The following is a 16,426-nucleotide window of genomic DNA, read 5'->3' on the forward strand; positions in this document are numbered from 1 at the left end:
ATCCATCAACGCAACGCCGGTGCGCTCGTTCCGAACGATGGAAGCTGCGCATCGGCCACCAGTGCCCAACGCCTGACCCGATCTTGCCATAGCGTTGCCGCTGCCGATGCGGTCGCGTCCGCAAACAGGCCAGAGAATTCGGCGGTTACTCGCCCTGACCGCGTTGTCCCTTGGGGCGGCGGCTGTGCTCGTCGTGCACCTTCAGGTCGTCCTGGCCTGGGCGCTGTTTGGCGGTGTCGTCCTGCTTGCGCGATTCGCGGCTTTCGGCAACGCCGTTGGCATCGTCGGCGACGTCGTCGGGCTGGGGGGGATGCTTGCTCATGACTGCGGTCCTGCGTGATGGTTGCAGCCACGGTAACGCGCGCGATGTGATCCCGGCGCCATGGCGCGGACGCGGCCGCGCGGCGACCGCCCTCGCGGTGACATTTGTCGGCGAGGCGCCCGGCCCGCAGCAAAAAGCCCCGAACGCGGACGTTCGAGGCTTTTGCTTGATGCGGTGGTGGAGCGGAAGGGGATCGAACCCTCGACCTTCGCGATGCGAACGCGACGCTCTCCCAGCTGAGCTACCGCCCCACGTGTCTCGATTCTAACCACATGCCGCGCGCTTCGCCAAGCGAAGGACCGCAGCCGACCATGCCGAGGGACACGGTCGTACAGGCATTACTCGCGAACCAGCGGGAACTTGAGGTCCGGGTTCTTGGCCTTCCATTCCTTGTACGACACCGAACCTTCCCATGCGGCAAAGGCCTTGGGGGTGCGGCCGCGGCCGGACCAGGTTTCGCCGGTATGCGGCAGTTCGTACTTGGGCTTGACTTCGCTGCGGCCGCTCTTGACCACTTCCTTGCGCGCAGCGGTGGTGCCCAGGTAGGCGGCAATATCGTTGCGCTGCTTGGTGTTGAAGTGACCGGCAAACTGTTCGAGCAGCGACACGATGGTGGCATGCGCCGAGGATGCCTCGCTGGCGCGCTCGGTTTTCTCCTGTTCTTCCAGCTTTTGCAGCTCGTCCAGCAGCTTGGCCTTGGCTTGCGCGATGGAATCCAGTTTCGAAGAGGTATTGCTCACAGAGGTATGGCCTCGGAATAAGAGTGGAGACGCCGCCCTAGGGCGCGCGCCATTATGACATGCGGCCCGGGGGCGGCCGCTGCGGGTAAGGGGTATGCACGACAGGACGGCAGTTCTTCACAGGCTCTGCTCGGCTGCTTTCGCATTGTCGCTGCGTGCATGCCCAGCTTACACGCCCATGCCGGCGAACCCGACCATGAATAGAGGCAAGTGTGCGATGCGTGGCGATCCGCGCGGCCGCAGGCGCGCAGACCCCGGTTGCGCTGCTGTCGGTGCTGCTGCCCGGCGGGCCGACATGGCTGGCAGGCAACGTGCGCACTCCGCAATGGTCATGGACACAGATAGGCGGGCGCGTCCCGCTGCGGACGGAATCGCGCCGCGCGTCATCGCTGCGCCTGGCGTCGGCCGATGAGCCTGAGCGACTACCGCCGCAAGCGCCGCTTCGACAAGACCCGCAAGCCGGAGCCGGGCAAGGCCCTGCCGGCCGGCCGGCGCGCGATCTTCGGGGTGCAGCTGCACCGGGCCAGCCGCCGGCACTACGACTTTCGCCTGCAGGTTGGCGATGCGTTGAAGAGCTGGGCGGTGCCCGAGGGGCCGAGTGACGACCCCAAGGTCAAGCGCATGGCAGTGGAGGCGGAGGATCACCCGGTGGACTAGGCCGGTTTCGAGGGTGAGATCCACAGCGTATCCAGGCGGTAGTTGCTGCTTTCCTGGCGCGTCTAGCCCTGGGAGATGATCGGCACATAACAGAAGCCCGCATCGCTGCGGGCTTCTGTTTGCGTGGCCGGCTTGGAGCGGCGAACAGAATGGCGAGTCGCTGTCAGGTGGGCGTAAATCGTGCACTCGGCACCGAATTGCAGGAGTGGTCAATGCCACACCAAGCAGCGGCCGCGCACACCTGGTGGCTGCGCAGTCGTGTTGTTCACCCGCTCTTAGTTGCCTGCGCCGTCGTCCAGCAACGGCAGCAACTGCGCTTCCAGCAGCGCACGACGCCACTGCCCCAACGCGGCCGGCCAGCCGTGCTGCTCGATCAAACTTTCCAGGTGCCGGCGTGAGGCCAGCAGGCCGTCTGGCAGGCCGAGTTCGCGGCTGCGTTGTGCCACCGCTTCCTGCAGCCGCTTGAGCACCGCCTTGTTGCCATCGGTGGCGGCCTGCGCCAGCGGCGCGTGGTCTTCGTCGGGCAGCGGCGTGTTGAGCGCGTCCCATACCGCATTGGCCAGCTTGCGCGGCGCCTTGGGAAACTTGTCGAACTGCTGCAGCAGCGCGTCCAGGTCGGCCGGCGGAAAGCGTGCCAGCTGGCTGGCCAGCTCGTTGTCCAGGATCCAGCTACGCGGGCGGTCGCTCTGGCGTGCCTGCAGATCGCGCCAGCGCAGCAAGCGCAGCAGCCGGCGTTGCGCCGCCGGCTCCAGGAACTGTGCGGTGCGCAGGCTCACATGCGGCCAGCGCTCGCCGTCATCGTGCTCGACCGTGGCGAGCAGGCGCTCGGCATCTTCGTCCAGCCAGTCCAGGCGGTTCTGTTCGGTGAGACGGCGCGTGAGCGCATCGTGGATCGCAAACAGGTAACGCACATCGTCGGCGGCGTACTCCAGTTGCGCTGGCGACAGCGGGCGCCGCATCCAGTCCGAACGCGTTTCGCCCTTGGTCAACAGCGTGCCGGTGATTTCCTGCACCAGCTTCTGGTAGCCCATGCCACCGCCCACACCGGCCAGCGCCGCGGCGATCTGGGTATCGAACAGCGGGCGCGGCAACACGCCGCAGGCGCACTTGAAGGTGACCAGGTCTTCGCTGGCGCTGTGCATCACCTTGATGATGTCGGTGGCGGTCAACCACGCGCTGAGCGCTTCGTTCATGCCCGGGATCAGCGGATCGATCAGCAGGATCTCCTCGCCGATGGCCATCTGCACCAGCGCCAGCTGCGGCCAGTAGGTGCGTTCGCGAATGAATTCGGTATCCAGGCCGATGCGCGAAGGACGCGATGCCTGCAGGCGTTCGCTCAGCTCGGAGGGGTGGGTGATCCAATGGGGCACGTGATTTCCGTCGACAGCAAGGGTTTGCGCAGAACGCGCAGAATAGCCTAACGTCGCGATCGCCTGTCGTGCGGCAGAGCACTGGAAGGAGCAGGTGGTGGGCAAGTGTGGCAAGCGGATCGCAGCGTGGGCATTGGTCGCGCTCAGCATGTGCGGCTGTTCGCGTGCTCCCGCACCGACACCTGCACCGGCCGCTGCGCGCGCGCCAGCGGCGACCGCGCAGCCCGCGACGCCGAACGTGTCGATCGGCGGCGAAGAATCGGCCGAGACCGTCGTGCAGTGGCAGCCGCCGGTGGTGGACCTGGGTGAGGAGCCGCTGCCGCAGGCACGCAAGCGCGCCGAGCAGGCGCTGCAGGACGACCGCCTGTATCGCGACGCAGACGATGCGATTCCCTTGTATCTGGCGATCGAACAACGTGCCGGCGGCAAGGATGCGGCCAGCCGGCGTGGTCTGGAACGGGCACGCGCACGGTTGATCGAGCGCGGCCATGCGTTGATCGCCCAAAGCGATCGCCAGCACGATGCGCTGCACCAGGCGCGTGAACTGGCCAGCGTCGGCATGGCGCTGGCGCCGCAGGATCCGAAGGTGCGTGCCCTGCAGCGCGAGGTGGAAACCGCCCAGCGCGTGCTCGCCTTCAATCGCGCCGGCGAGGACGACTTACGCGCGGGCCGGCTGGGCGAAGACGGCAATGGCGCGCTGGCGAACTTCCGCGATGCCGCGCAGCTGGACCCGGACAATCCGCGCACCCGCCAGGGGCTGGCGGCGGTGGAGAGCGGGCTGCTGGAGCGCGCCGAGCGCGCGGGCGAGGCCAGCGACTTCATCGGTGCCCGGTACTGGCTGCAGATGGCCGCGCAGGTACGCGAGCGCGCGCCCACCATCGCCGATGCGCGCGCACGGGTCGAACGCCTGCGCCGCGCGCAGATCGCCGCCCTGCACGATGCCGGGCTGCACGACCTGACCTCTCCGCGCGGGCTCAAGGCTGCTGGCCAAACCCTGGCCGAGGTGCTGCGCATCGCCGACCCGGGCGACGCGATGGCCGGCGACCTGCGCCGCCGCCTGGAGCTGGCGACCCACTACGGCAGCTTCCGCCCCGGGCAGGTGTTCACCGACGGGCTCAAGCTTGGCGGGCGTGGCCCGCAGATGATCGTGGTGCCGCATGGCGCCCTCCAGATGGGCGCGGGCGACGCCGAACCGGGCGCGTCCGACAATGAGCGGCCGGCGCATTACGTGCGCTTTGCGCGCGGTTTTGCACTGTCGATCACCGAGGTGACGGTGGCCGAGTTCCGTCAGTTCGTCGAAGCCACCGGCGCGCGTCCGCGCGCCACCCGGCGCGGCCATTCGGTGGTGTACGACGAGCGCAGCGGCAACTTCATCCGCCGCAGCGGCGTGGACTGGCAGTCCGACTACAACGGTGCGCAGGCCGCGCCCAACAGCCCGGTGATGCATGTCAGCATCCGCGACGCCGAAGCGTATGCGGCCTGGCTGTCGGAACAGACCGGCCGCCATTACCACGTGCCCAGCGAAGCCGAATTCGAGTACGCGGTGCGTGCCGGCACCACCGGGCGGTATCCCTGGGGCAATGCCGGCTCGCCGCCGCGCGATGCCGGCAACTTCACCGGCGGCAACGATGTCTCGCGCAGCGGCCGGCACTGGAACAACGGCTTCGTCGGCTACGGCGACGGCTTCTGGGGCCCGGCGCCGGTCGGAAGCTTCCGCGCCAACGCCTGGGGCCTGCACGACATGGGCGGCAACCTGAGCGAGTGGGTGGCCGATTGCTGGCACGCCAGCTATCGCCGCGCACCGGGCGATGGCGCGGCCTGGTTCAACCCGGGTTGCCGGCAGCGCATGATCCGCGGTGGCAGCTGGGCCAACTCGCCGCAGCAGACGCGCGCGGCTTGGCGGCAGTCGCAGGACTCGGACACCACCAGCGCACGCATCGGCTTCCGGGTGGCACGCGGGATCTAGCAGCAGCTCTGCTGTCAGCCGTCTTCAGGATGCCGCGTGGCCGGCGGATCAGCCGGGGAGGTCCGGCTAGCGCAGCCGCAGTTTTGCGCCCTGCCATCGAACTGCTGGCGCTTGTTGACCCGTGCCACTGGTACGAACAGATGTAGGCGGCAGCAGCGCATCCCGGCTTGATACTGGGACCGGCGCGACGTGGCTGGGCGTGTTGATACTCCCATCGCTTGCAGCACCCGCAGTTGCGATGCTGCGCACCCGCCCCAGGCCGATGTTTGCCGGTTGCCCGGTGCCGCGGCGCTGCGATTTCCACGGTGGTAGACGGCACGCTGGCGCTCCGATCCACCAGCGGCAGGGACCGCCTTGCCATCGGTGCCGCGCCGGCTGGCTTAACCGCAGTGAACACACTGTGGAGACCTCTGGAACCTGCCTGCTCCCGCGTGGTCGAAGCGCCAGCGCTTCTGAAGGACTGCCGCGATGGGCACGGGGATCACACTGTTTCGTTGGGTCATGGCGATCCTGCTGATCGGCGGTAGCGGCTACGCCGTGGCGCGGCACCTGCAGGACGGCAACACCGCCGGCCATTACCGTTCGGTGGAGATCATCCGCCCCGAGGGCACGCCCAAGGCGATGGTGATAGTGCTGCCCAACAGCGGCCACCCCGAGCAAACGCAACAACTGGCCGACATGCTGAGCAACGATGGCGCGCTGGTCGCGGTGGTCGATACCGCCAGCTATCGCGAGCGCGTGCGCTCGCATCACGCCGCCTGCAGCTCGCTGGCCGACGACGCCGAACGGCTGGGAAAGAAATTGCTGCGTGCCGAGCATGTGGATGCCTTCCTGCCGCCGGTGCTGGTGGGGCAGGGCGATGGTGCGGTGCTGGCGCGGCAGGCGCTGGCCTCGGCGGCGCCAGATGTGCTCGGCGGCGCGGTGGTGGCCGATGCCGGCAGTACCGACGCGGGGCTGGCGTGCTCGCGCGACGTGCCCGATACCAATCAGGGGTTCCTGGACGATCTGGTGGACGGCGCCAGCCCGATGCAGATCGCCGCTGCCACGCGCGGCCATTTCCAGGCCGCGCAGGCACACGGCCTGGGCGATCTGCCGCTGGTTGAACTGCATGCGCCGGGTAGCGACCGCCTGGTGGTGATGCTGTCCGGTGATGGCGGCTGGCGCGAACTGGACAAGGGCATTGCCGCGCAGTTGCAGCAACAGGGCGTGTCGGTGGTCGGCTGGAACAGCCTGCGCTATTTCTGGGCCAGCCGCACGCCACAGCAGATCGGCGCGGATCTGGACCGGGTTATCGCCGCCTATCGGCAGCGCTGGCATATCCAGCATGTGGCGCTGGTCGGCTATTCGTTCGGGGCCGACGTGCTGCCGTTCGCCTATCCGGATCTATCGCCACAGCAGCGCGCCTCGGTGCAATTCGTCAGCCTGCTCGGTCTTGGCCACCAGGCCGATTTCAAGGTGCGCGTCGGTGGCTGGCTGGGCTGGCACAACGATGCCGAGCGCGATGTGGAGCCCGCACTGCAGGCGTTTAACCTGCAGCGTGTGCAATGCATCTATGGCACCGAAGAAAAGGACACCTTGTGCCCCGAACTGCGCGAACGCGGCGTGGAGGTAGTTTCGCGGCCGGGTGGTCATCACTTCGATCACGACCCGGTGGTACTGACCAACCTGCTGATGCAGGGCTGGCAGCATGCCGCGCAGCTGCCTGCGCGGGGCTGAGTCGGAGGCGACGCGTTGCAGGCACGCCATGAGCATGGCTGGAAAGACGTGGCGGGCAGTCTTCGGGTCGGTGGCGATGACGACGCGGGAATCGGAACGCGCAGCGCACGAACGGTCCAGGAAAATTCAGTGCAGCGTCTGCGCCTGCCCGGCGGTCGCGCAACCGTCCGGGAGCCGCCTCTGTTCGGACGCAGCGGGAGCGCGGCGGAGATGCGGCCTATCGCAGATGCGGTAGATCCTGCGTCTTCACGCCACGCCGGGTAACTGTCAAATGGTCGCGCGGCCGTCAGGCGGGCGTGGCCGCCGCTCCGAATCGGCAGGTGCCACGCATCCGCTCTGGTTCTGAGCACGCCGTCCATACCCAACCTGACGCCTGCTCGTGTTGTCAGCCGCTCAGTCGTCGCCGGGCTCTACGCGCACATCGATGCTGCCGTCGGCCAGCTGTGCACGCAGGCGCTCGCCCGGGGCTACCTCGGCAGCGCTGCGGATCACCTGTCCGTCTGCCGGGCGCGTCACGATGGCATAGCCGCGTGCGACGGTGGCCAGCGGGCTCACCGCTTCCAGCGAGCGCACCACGCTGCGCAACCTTAAGTGATCGTGCTGCAGACGCCGTTGCATGGCGGCTTGCGGATGCAGGGCGCGCAACCGCTGCTGCAGGCTGGCCAGATTGCGCTGCGGCGTGTGCGCCTGCAACCGCGCCTGCCCGCGCTGCAGGCGTGCCTGCAGGCGTTCCAGCAGCTGGGTCATGCGCCCGTGCAGGCGGCGTGCGGCGTCTTCCTGGCGGCGTTGCAGCAGGTGCAGTCGCGCCTGCGGGCGATGCGCACGCAACCGCAAGGCCAGCCGGTCGGCCCGCTGCATCGCGTTGCCCAAGGCATGCTGCTGCAGCTGGGCAAGGCGCGTGCGTGCGCGATGGACCCGCGCCAGCAGTTCGCGCTGGTCGGGCACCAGCAGTTCGGCCGCCACCGAAGGCGTGGGTGCACGCACGTCGGCGACGAAGTCGCTGAGGCTGAAGTCGGTCTCGTGCCCCACTGCCGACACCACCGGCGTCTGTGCGGCGGCGATCGCACGCGCCAGCGCTTCGTCGTTGAAGGCCCACAGGTCTTCCAGCGAGCCGCCGCCGCGGGTGATCAGGATGACGTCGTAGCGCGCTGAGGCATCGGCGCGTTGAAGCAGCGTAGTGATCTGCGCCGCGGCGCTCTCGCCCTGTACCAGCGACGGCAACAGGTCCACTTCCAGCAACGGGAAACGCCGTGCCAGCACGCTGAGTACGTCGCGCACCGCTGCACCGCTGGGCGAGGTGATCACTGCCAACCGGCGCACGTGTGCGGGCAGGGCTCGCTTGCGCTCGGCATCGAACAGGCCTTCGGCAGCCAGCCGCGCACGCAACGCGTCGAAGGCGCGGCGCAGCGCGCCTTCGCCGGCTTCTTCCATGTGGTCGAGCACCAGCTGGTAGTCGCCGCGCGCTTCGTACAGGGTCAAACGGCCGCGTGCGAGCACGCGCAGGCCTTCGCGGGGCTGAAATTTCAACCAGGTGCTCTTGGGTTTGAACATCGCGCAGCGGATCTGCGCGCGCGCATCCTTGAGCGTGAAGTACAGATGCCCCGACGACGGACGGGTGACGCTGCTCAGTTCGGCTTCCACCCAGACCAGCGGGAAGCTGCCCTCGAGCAGGTCGCGTGCCAGCGTGTTGAGCTGGCTGGGGGTGAGGATCTGTTGGGTGCGTTCGGCCATCGCCGCATTATCCCGCAGCGGCGCAGATCCTGGGTGATCGGCGGAGGGGACGCCATGACGCCCTGGCTGCAACGATGGCCTGGTGCGCGTGACGACGTGGCCGCCACCGGCGCTGGAGCGCAGCCCGCTCAACCGGAGGCAGGCGGCTTACAGGCCGTGTTGCGCCAGCGCCCAGCCCACGTGTTCGCGCACCAGTTCGGAGGCATCGTGCCGGCGTGCTTCCAGCGACGCCAGTACCTCCGGCGTGCCCGGTGCATTGCCCAGGCCGACGGCGATGTTGCGCAACCAGCGCTCGTGTCCACTGCGGCGGAGCGGGCTGCCTTCGGTACGCTGCAGGAACTCGGCCTCGTTCCAGGCGAACAGCTGTGGCAGCGTGGCCACATCCAGGTCGTTGCGGGCGCGGAAGTCGGCTTCATCGGTGCGCTTGGCGAACTTGTTCCAGGGGCAGATCAGCTGGCAGTCGTCGCAACCGAAGATGCGGTTGCCGATCGGCTTGCGCATGTCTTCGGGAATGGCACCATCGTGTTCGATGGTGAGATAGGCGATGCAGCGGCGCGCATCCAGGCGATAGGGGGCGATGATGGCCTGGGTGGGGCAGATGTCGATGCAGCGCGTGCAGGTGCCGCAGTGCGCGGTGGCCGGGGTGTCGATCGGCAGCGGCAGGTCCAGATAGATCTCGCCCAGGAAAAACCACGAGCCGCCGTTGCGATCGATCAGGCAGGTGTGTTTGCCGATCCAGCCCAGCCCGGCGTTGCGCGCCAGCGCACGCTCCAGCACCGGCGCGGAATCCACAAACACGCGGTAACCAAAGGTGCCGATCTCGCCCTGGATGCGCTCGGCCAGCTTCTGCAGCCGGTTGCGCATCAGCTTGTGGTAGTCGCGTCCCAGGGCGTAGCGCGCCACATAGGCACGGGTGCCGTCGTGCAAGGTGTTCCAGGCTTCGGTGTCGTCCTTGCGGCCGTAATCCATGCCCACCGACAACACCCGCAAGGTGCCCGGTACCAGCTCCTGCGGGCGCGAGCGCTTGTCGCCGTGCTGGGCCATCCAGTGCATCGTGCCGTACAGGCCTTCTGCCAGCCAGCTGCGCAGATGCGCTTCGTCTTCGCCCAGTTCGATCCCGGTGATGCCACAGCGTTGAAAGCCCGCTTCGCGCGCAAGCACGCGGATGCGCGCGGCAGCATCGGTGGGGTCGGGGCGGGCGAGGACGGCGGACATGGCGACAAGTATAGAATTCCCGGCATGTACGCACCGCTTGCTCTTTACGATACCGCTGCCGCGCGCACGCTCGATGCGCGGGCCACCACGCTGCTCGGTGGCGATGGCTACACGCTGATGCAACGCGCCGGCCAGGCCGCCTGGCAGTGGCTGCTGGAACGCTGGCCGCAGGCGCGCGGCATCGTGGTGGTGTGCGGCACCGGCAACAATGCTGGCGATGGCTATGTGCTGGCGCGGCTGGCGCAGCGGGCCGGACGCCAGGTGCGGGTGGTGCATCTACCCGGACACGGGCCTGGATCGGTCCTGGCACAGCGCGCCTGCACCGACTACCTGGCGGTGGGCGGCGCCATCGAACTGTTTCCGTATCCACTGGCGCAGGCCGACGTGATCGTCGATGCGCTGTTCGGGATCGGCCTGAATCGGGCATCGGAGACGCCGACCACCGCGCTGATCGAGGCCATCAATGCGGCCGGTCGTCCGGTCCTGGCGCTGGATGTGCCCAGCGGCATCGATGCCGATCACGGCATGGCTTTCGGCACCGCCGTGCGTGCGGAGGCCACCCTGCAATTCATCGTGCCGCACGTCGGCCTGCATACCGGCGATGCGCTGGAGTATTGCGGCGAGCGCGGCATCGCATCGCTGGACGTGCCGCCCTCTGCATTCGACGGGCTGGCGCCTGCCGCGCACTGCTGGGAGAGCGATGCACTGGCTGCGCAGTTACGCCCACGGCGGCGCAACACCCACAAGGGCGAGTCCGGGCGGGTGCTGTGCATTGGCGGAAATCTCGGCAGTGGTGGCGCCATCCTGTTGACCGCCGAGGCGGCGCTGCGTAGCGGTGCCGGGCTGGTGCAGGTGGCCACGCGGGCCGAGCATGTCGCGCCGCTGCTGGCGCGCTGCCCCGAGGCGATGGCACGCGCAGTGCAGGCTGGCGACGAAGTCGCCGCCCTTGCCGAGGCCGCCGATGTGATCGCGCTTGGGCCAGGGCTGGGCCAGGACGCCTGGGCGCAGGCGTTGTGGCAGGCCGCGCTGGCGACCGACACAGCGCTGGTCATTGATGCCGATGCGTTGAACCTGCTGGCCGGCAATCCGCTTCCTGCGCGTGGCCCGCGCGTGCTCACCCCGCATCCTGGCGAGGCCGGGCGCCTGCTCGGGGTATCGACCGGGGACATCCAGCACGACCGCCTGGCTGCGGCCGCCGCGCTGGCGCAGCGCTACGACGCAGTGGTGGTGCTCAAGGGCGCCGGCAGCGTGGTGGCTGCGCCGCACGCAGTGCCGCGCATCATCGACGCCGGCAACCCCGGCATGGCAGTCGGTGGCATGGGCGATCTGCTGACCGGTGTGGTTGCTGCCTTGCTGGGGCAGGGGTGGTCGCCCTTCGATGCCGCCAGCCTGGGCGCCTTGCTGCATGGCTGCGCCGGCGATGCGGCCGCCTGCGAGGGCGAGCGCGGGCTGTTGCCGACCGACCTGTTGCCGTCGCTGCGCCGCCTTGCCAACTCCGGAACCCGTCCATGACCCCGCTCGACGCCCACCTGATCGACGCCGACGCCACCGAAACCCTGGGCCGTGCACTGGCGGCGGTGCGGCCCGCCACTGCGGTGGTACAGCTGCATGGCGACCTGGGCGCCGGCAAATCCACCCTGGCGCGCGCCTTGCTGCGCGCGCTCGGCGTCAGCGGCCCGATCCGCAGTCCCACCTACACCCTGATCGAGCGCTATCCACTGGCGACCGGCGACGAAGCCTGGCATCTGGACCTGTACCGTATCGGCAGCGCGGGCGAACTGGATTTCCTCGGCCTGGACGAGGGCAGCGCCAGCCTGTGGTTGATCGAATGGCCCGAGCGCGGTGCAGGCGCGTTGCCACCGGTGGATCTGGATGTGGAACTGGCGGTAGACGGCGACGGACGTCGTGTGCGCCTGATCGGCCGTAGCACAACCGGACGCGACTGGCTGCAGGCGCTGGCCAGTCACGTCGAGTTGCAGCCCCTTTTTGCCGGCGAACAGGAAGAATGAACGCCAGGTTACGGATTATTAAGGGAAATCACCTTGCAATTCACATGCGTGGATGATTGAATCCAGCGCCATGACACCGGGGATCCGCCAAGTTTGCCTTTCCGTCCTGACCGCCAGCCTCAGCCTGGCGGTTTTTGCTGCCTGGGCCGGCGAAATCAAGGACGTTGGCGTGACCACCGGCGCCACCGGCACGCGGGCCGAGATCCAGCTCGCCGGTAGCGGTGGCTTCAAGACCTTGTCGCTGGCCAACCCGAACCGGCTGGTGGTGGACTTCCCGGATTCGGCGGCAGCGCGTGGCCTCAAACTGCCGGCCGCCACTGGCCTGGTGACGTCGGTGCGCACGGGTCAGCCGGTGCCGGGCACGTTCCGCGTGGTGTTCGAACTCGCGAGCCCGGTCACCGCGTTGAAGCCGCAGATGCAGACCCTGGGCAGCGCTTCGACGCTGGTGATCGAGTGGCCGGGCGATCCGACCCCGGTAGCCGCAACTGTAGTTGCTGCGACCGGCACTGCAAGCGCGCTGCCGCCCCCACGCCCGCTCAATGCACAGGCAGAAGCTGCGCGCGCCACCGCAGCACTGGCTGCGTCGGCGCAACGCGCGGTCTCCGCTCCGCCGCCAGCACCCACACCTGTTCCACCGCCTGCTGCTACTCCGGTTGCTGTTGCCGTTCCTGCATCGGCCATGCCGACCGTGACACCGGCTGCGGTGCCCACGACGATTGCTACCGGTGTGCCGACGCCGCGTCCGGGCACTGCTGCTGCGGTGGCACCTGCCGCTGGCCCTGCGCGTGCCGCGGGCACCGGCGGTCAAGCCGGCGGCGCGACTGCTGCCGCCATTCTCAATGGTGCAAGCGCACCGACGGGAGCTGCAGCCGCGGGCATGTCCGCGCCAGCCGCAGCCGTTGCCAGTGCCGATGACGATGCGCCCCCGCGTCCCGTGCTGCCCAGCGAAGCGTCGCGGGTCAAGATGGCGCCCGGCATGCGGCCGTTGATCGTTGCCATCGATCCCGGTCATGGCGGCCAGGATCCGGGTGCGATGGGCCCCACCGGCAAGCGCGAAAAGGACGTCACCCTGGCCGTGGGCCGTGAGCTGGCGCGCCAGATCAACGCCACGCCAGGCATGAAGGCCTATCTGACGCGCGATACCGACGTGTTCATTCCCTTGCCGATGCGCGCGCAGAAAGCGCGTGCCGCCAAGGCCGACATCTTCATCTCGATCCATGCCGACGCGGCGGAAAACCGCAGCGCCACCGGCTCGTCCGTCTATGTGCTTTCGACCAAGGGCGCCTCTTCGCAACGCGCGCGCTGGCTGGCCGACAAGGAAAATGCCGCCGATCTGGTCGGCGGCGTGCGCCTGCAGCAGACCGAAAGCACCCTGGCCAACGTGTTGCTGGATCTTGCGCAAAGCGGCCACATGAAGGCGTCCGAAGACGCGGCCGGCCATGTGCTGGGTGGCCTCAAGCGCATCGGCAATAACCACAAGCCGCAGCTGGAGCGCGCCAACTTCGCGGTGCTGCGCACCTCGGACATGCCGGCCATGCTGGTGGAAACGGCCTTCATTTCCAATCCGGACGAAGAGCGTCGCCTGATCGATCCGGCTTACCAGCGCAAGATCGCTGCTGCCGTGCTGGATGGCATCGATACCTTCTTCACCCGCCAGCCGCCGCCGGGCACCTTGTTTGCGGCACGTGCGCAGGCCGAGGCAGATGCCGCGGCGGGCACCGTGGCCGGCGGCAGCCGCTGACACGCTCGGCTATCATTCGGCACTGATTCCCGAGATGTCGGCGCCTGTGCGCCGCCGGGTTGCCGTGCCGAGGTTTGTCTTGTCCGTGTCACCCCCGATGTTCTGCATGCCGCGCGTCCTGCGCCGGAGTGCGCGCTGATGGCGATCCGTCAGTTGCCCGAGATCCTGATCAACCAGATCGCTGCCGGCGAGGTCGTCGAGCGGCCTGCCTCGGTGGTCAAGGAACTGGTCGAAAACGCGCTCGATGCCGGCGCCACCCGCGTGGACATCGATCTGGAAGAGGGCGGCGTGCGGCTGATCCGCATCCGCGACAATGGCGGCGGCATCACCCCGGACGAGCTGCCGCTGGCGGTGTCGCGGCATGCCACCAGCAAGATCGCCTCGCTGGATGATCTGGAAACCGTCGCCACGCTGGGATTCCGCGGCGAAGCGCTGCCGTCGATCGCCTCGGTCAGCCGCTTCACCCTGATCTCGCGCCGTCACGATGCCGACCATGGCTCTGCGCTGCAGATCGAAGGCGGGCGCCTGGGCGAGGTGACACCGCATGTGCACGCGCCCGGCACCACGGTGGAAGTGCGCGAGCTGTTCTTCAACGTGCCGGCGCGACGCAAGTTCCTGCGCGCCGAACGCACCGAGCTTGGACATATCGAAGAATGGCTGCGCTCGTTGGCGCTGGCGCGGCCGGACGTGGAATTGCGCGTTTCGCACAATGGCAAGCCTTCGCGCCGATACAAGCCGGGCGATCTGTATTCGGATGCGCGCCTGGGCGAAACGCTGGGCGAGGATTTCGCGCGCCAGGCCTTGCGGGTGGATCACAGCGGCGCCGGCCTGCGCCTGCACGGCTGGGTGGCGCAACCGCATTACTCGCGTGCCAGCACCGACCAGCAATATCTCTACGTCAACGGCCGCTCGGTGCGCGACCGTAGCGTGGCGCATGCGGTCAAGATGGCTTATGGCGATGTGCTGTTCCATGGCCGTCAGCCGGCCTACGTCTTGTTCCTGGAACTGGACCCGGCGCGGGTGGACGTCAATGTGCATCCGGCCAAGCACGAGGTGCGCTTTCGCGAGGCGCGACTGATCCACGATTTCGTCTATCGCACCTTGCAGGACGCGCTGGCGCAGACCCGCGCCGGTGCCATGCCCGGCAGTCTCGGCAGCGATGCCGCGGGTGCCGCCCTGGCTGCGCCGGGTGCGCCTGGGAACTTCGGTGGTGGTGGCGCCAGTGATGGACCCACTGCGGGGAGTGGCGGTGGCTCGGCAGGCTATGCCAACTGGCGTCCGTCGCAGACACCGCTCGGCCTGCGCGTGGATGAGGCTCGCGCGGCCTATGGTGCGCTGTACGCACCGCCCGGCAGCGCCGCGCAGGCGTCGAGCGATGTGCCGGTGGTTTCCGGCACCGGTCTGCCGCCCACTGCTGCAGACAGCGGTGTGCCTCCGCTTGGCTACGCCGTGGCGCAGCTGCACGGCATCTACATCCTGGCCGAGAACGCCGAAGGCCTGATCGTGGTGGACATGCACGCCGCACACGAACGCATCGGCTACGAACGCCTGAAGAACGCCCATGACAGCATCGGCCTGCATGCGCAGCCGCTGCTGGTGCCGATGACGCTGGCAGTGGGCGAGCGCGAGGCCGATACCGCCGAGCGCGAAGCCGACACCCTGGCCAGCCTGGGCTTCGACATCACCCGCGCCGGCCCGCAATCGCTGCATGTGCGCAGCATTCCCGCGTTGCTGGCCAATGCCGAGCCGGAGGCCTTGCTGCGCGACGTGCTGGGCGATCTGCGCGAGCATGGCCAGAGCCGCCGCATCGCCAGTGCCCGCGACGAGCTGCTGTCGACCATGGCCTGCCACGGCGCGGTGCGTGCGAATCGCCGCCTCACCGTGCCGGAAATGAATGCCTTGCTGCGCGACATGGAAGCCACCGAGCGCTCGGGCCAATGCAACCATGGCCGTCCCACCTGGGCGCGGTTTACGCTGGGCGAAATCGATCGTTGGTTTCTCAGGGGGCGGTAATGGCGGTGCACAGGGGGAGAAGCTGGTGGGTGGTCATGCTGGCGCTGGCAACGCTGGCCGGTTGCGGCCGCGACGCGCCGCCGGCGGCTGCGCCGGTGGTGCTGGACAAGGCCTTTCTGGCCGACACCGCAGCCTGGCGCGAAAGCCGCCTGGAAGAACTGCGTGCACCCGATGGCTGGACCAGCCTGGTCGGCCTGCACTGGCTGACGCTGAAGGCGCATTACATCGGCCGCAGTGCCGACAGCGGCATCAGGCTGGCGGTCGGGCCGCCGAAGATGGGCATGGTGTCGACCGAGGGCACGACGGTGTGGTTCGTGCCCGAGCGCGGCGCCGCGCTCACCGTCGATGGCAAGCCGCTGACCGGCAGGATCCGCTTCCAGTCCGATCGCGATCCGCAGCCCACCCTGATCCGGTTCGACGACGGCAAGGGCGTGCTCAGCCTCATTCATCGCGGCGACCGTTATGCGCTGCGGGTCAAGCATGCCGATGCACCATCGCGCACCGCATTCACCGGATTGGATCATTGGCCGGTGGATCCGTCCTGGCGCATCAGCGCGCGTTACGTGCCCAACGATGTTGGCAAGACCCTGCCGATCGTTGACATCGTCGGCATCACCAGCGAGCAGGCCAATGCCGGCGCGATCGAGTTCGAACGCGACGGCAAGAGCTATCGCCTGGAGACGATCGGCGAGCCTGGTCGCCCGGGCTTCGTGGTATTCGCCGATCGCACCAGTGGGCACGGCAGCTATCCGGCCGGGCGCTTCCTGGACCTGGAGGTGCCTGACGCCTCCGGGCACGTGGTGGTGGATTTCAATCGCGCCTACAACCCGCCGTGCGCGTTCACGCCATTTGCCACCTGCCCATTGCCGCCACCGGAAAACCGCATCGATCTGGCGGTCACGGCGGGCGAGAAGACCTACAAGGTGCCGCACTGACGTGGCGAAGA

12 protein-coding genes, 1 tRNA gene and 1 pseudogene are annotated in these 16,426 nt (G+C 68.3%); 8 read left to right on the forward strand and 6 right to left on the reverse strand.

What is annotated here, in order from left to right; translation table 11 throughout:
- Positions 1 to 145 precede the first annotated feature (145 nt).
- From A7D17_RS24645 to A7D17_RS19590, 3 genes are all read right to left on the reverse strand, one after another.
- Positions 146 to 322: a hypothetical protein gene (locus A7D17_RS24645; RefSeq protein WP_064510635.1), complete on the reverse strand. Its 177-nt coding sequence runs from the start codon at positions 320 to 322 to the stop codon at positions 146 to 148.
- Between the two features lie 175 nt (positions 323 to 497).
- Positions 498 to 573 (reverse strand) — tRNA-Ala (locus A7D17_RS19585).
- Positions 574 to 660: 87 nt separating this feature from the next.
- A complete protein-coding gene (locus A7D17_RS19590; protein ID WP_003485983.1) occupies positions 661 to 1,062 on the reverse strand; it encodes an H-NS histone family protein in 402 nt (133 codons plus the stop codon).
- A 408-nt stretch (positions 1,063 to 1,470) separates the two neighbouring features.
- Between A7D17_RS19590 and A7D17_RS19595 the strand changes: the two are divergent.
- Positions 1,471 to 1,716, forward strand: a pseudogene (locus tag A7D17_RS19595) (DNA polymerase ligase N-terminal domain-containing protein); the annotation flags it as partial.
- A gap of 278 nt (positions 1,717 to 1,994) precedes the next feature.
- Here A7D17_RS19595 and rnd read toward each other — a convergent pair.
- Positions 1,995 to 3,089 carry a ribonuclease D gene (rnd, locus tag A7D17_RS19600; protein WP_064510637.1) on the reverse strand — a complete coding sequence of 365 codons (1,095 nt, stop codon included), beginning with the start codon at positions 3,087 to 3,089 and terminating at the stop codon, positions 1,995 to 1,997.
- 148 nt (positions 3,090 to 3,237) lie between these two features.
- Between rnd and A7D17_RS19605 the strand changes: the two genes are divergently transcribed.
- Both A7D17_RS19605 and A7D17_RS19610 read left to right on the forward strand, forming a co-directional pair.
- A complete protein-coding gene (locus A7D17_RS19605; protein ID WP_095522636.1) occupies positions 3,238 to 5,055 on the forward strand; it encodes an SUMF1/EgtB/PvdO family nonheme iron enzyme in 1,818 nt (605 codons plus the stop codon).
- Between the two features lie 468 nt (positions 5,056 to 5,523).
- Positions 5,524 to 6,771, forward strand: coding sequence for an AcvB/VirJ family lysyl-phosphatidylglycerol hydrolase (locus tag A7D17_RS19610; protein WP_064510638.1), 1,248 nt, complete (start codon positions 5,524 to 5,526; stop codon positions 6,769 to 6,771).
- A gap of 393 nt (positions 6,772 to 7,164) precedes the next feature.
- Here A7D17_RS19610 and xseA read toward each other — a convergent pair whose 3' ends face one another.
- A complete protein-coding gene (xseA, locus tag A7D17_RS19615; protein ID WP_064510639.1) occupies positions 7,165 to 8,502 on the reverse strand; it encodes an exodeoxyribonuclease VII large subunit in 1,338 nt (445 codons plus the stop codon).
- 147 nt (positions 8,503 to 8,649) lie between these two features.
- On the reverse strand, positions 8,650 to 9,717 hold the full coding sequence (queG, locus tag A7D17_RS19620; protein ID WP_064510640.1) for a tRNA epoxyqueuosine(34) reductase QueG: 1,068 nt from the start codon (positions 9,715 to 9,717) through the stop codon (positions 8,650 to 8,652).
- Between the two features lie 24 nt (positions 9,718 to 9,741).
- Here queG and A7D17_RS19625 point away from each other — a divergent pair, with 24 nt between their 5' ends.
- The 5 genes from A7D17_RS19625 (at position 9,742) to A7D17_RS19645 (ending at position 16,415) form a co-directional block, all read left to right on the forward strand.
- Positions 9,742 to 11,229, forward strand: a complete 1,488-nt coding sequence (locus A7D17_RS19625; protein ID WP_064510641.1) for a bifunctional ADP-dependent NAD(P)H-hydrate dehydratase/NAD(P)H-hydrate epimerase — start codon at positions 9,742 to 9,744, stop codon at positions 11,227 to 11,229.
- Entirely contained in the window at positions 11,226 to 11,726 is a 501-nt protein-coding gene (tsaE, locus tag A7D17_RS19630) for a tRNA (adenosine(37)-N6)-threonylcarbamoyltransferase complex ATPase subunit type 1 TsaE (protein ID WP_064510642.1), read from the forward strand. Before A7D17_RS19625 ends, tsaE begins: the two co-directional genes overlap by 4 nt.
- Before the next feature lie 70 nt (positions 11,727 to 11,796).
- Positions 11,797 to 13,467 (forward strand): N-acetylmuramoyl-L-alanine amidase, encoded by a 1,671-nt coding sequence (locus A7D17_RS19635; RefSeq protein WP_064510757.1) that lies wholly within the window; start codon positions 11,797 to 11,799, stop codon positions 13,465 to 13,467.
- Positions 13,468 to 13,605: 138 nt separating this feature from the next.
- Positions 13,606 to 15,480: a DNA mismatch repair endonuclease MutL gene (mutL, locus tag A7D17_RS19640; RefSeq protein ID WP_064510643.1), complete on the forward strand. Its 1,875-nt coding sequence runs from the start codon at positions 13,606 to 13,608 to the stop codon at positions 15,478 to 15,480.
- A complete protein-coding gene (locus A7D17_RS19645) occupies positions 15,480 to 16,415 on the forward strand; it encodes a DUF1684 domain-containing protein (RefSeq protein WP_064510644.1) in 936 nt (311 codons plus the stop codon). The genes mutL and A7D17_RS19645 overlap by 1 nt, the downstream gene beginning before the upstream one ends.
- Positions 16,416 to 16,426: the final 11 nt, after the last annotated feature.

The organism is Xanthomonas floridensis (genome assembly GCF_001642575.1).
In the GTDB taxonomy this organism is placed as follows: Bacteria; Pseudomonadota; Gammaproteobacteria; order Xanthomonadales; family Xanthomonadaceae; genus Xanthomonas; species Xanthomonas floridensis.

Excerpts from the sequence above, each read along its gene's own strand:
- A7D17_RS19645 (WP_064510644.1), top strand. The coding sequence starts at position 15,480 with ATGGCGGTGCACAGGGGGAGAAGCTGGTGGGTGGTCATGCTGGCGCTG.
- queG (WP_064510640.1), bottom strand. The coding sequence starts at position 9,717 with ATGTCCGCCGTCCTCGCCCGCCCCGACCCCACCGATGCTGCCGCGCGC.
- xseA (WP_064510639.1), bottom strand. The coding sequence starts at position 8,502 with ATGGCCGAACGCACCCAACAGATCCTCACCCCCAGCCAGCTCAACACG.
- A7D17_RS19605 (WP_095522636.1), top strand. The coding sequence starts at position 3,238 with ATGTGCGGCTGTTCGCGTGCTCCCGCACCGACACCTGCACCGGCCGCT.
- mutL (WP_064510643.1), top strand. The coding sequence starts at position 13,606 with ATGGCGATCCGTCAGTTGCCCGAGATCCTGATCAACCAGATCGCTGCC.
- A7D17_RS24645 (WP_064510635.1), bottom strand. The coding sequence starts at position 322 with ATGAGCAAGCATCCCCCCCAGCCCGACGACGTCGCCGACGATGCCAAC.
- A7D17_RS19625 (WP_064510641.1), top strand. The coding sequence starts at position 9,742 with ATGTACGCACCGCTTGCTCTTTACGATACCGCTGCCGCGCGCACGCTC.
- tsaE (WP_064510642.1), top strand. The coding sequence starts at position 11,226 with ATGACCCCGCTCGACGCCCACCTGATCGACGCCGACGCCACCGAAACC.
- A7D17_RS19635 (WP_064510757.1), top strand. The coding sequence starts at position 11,797 with ATGACACCGGGGATCCGCCAAGTTTGCCTTTCCGTCCTGACCGCCAGC.
- A7D17_RS19610 (WP_064510638.1), top strand. The coding sequence starts at position 5,524 with ATGGGCACGGGGATCACACTGTTTCGTTGGGTCATGGCGATCCTGCTG.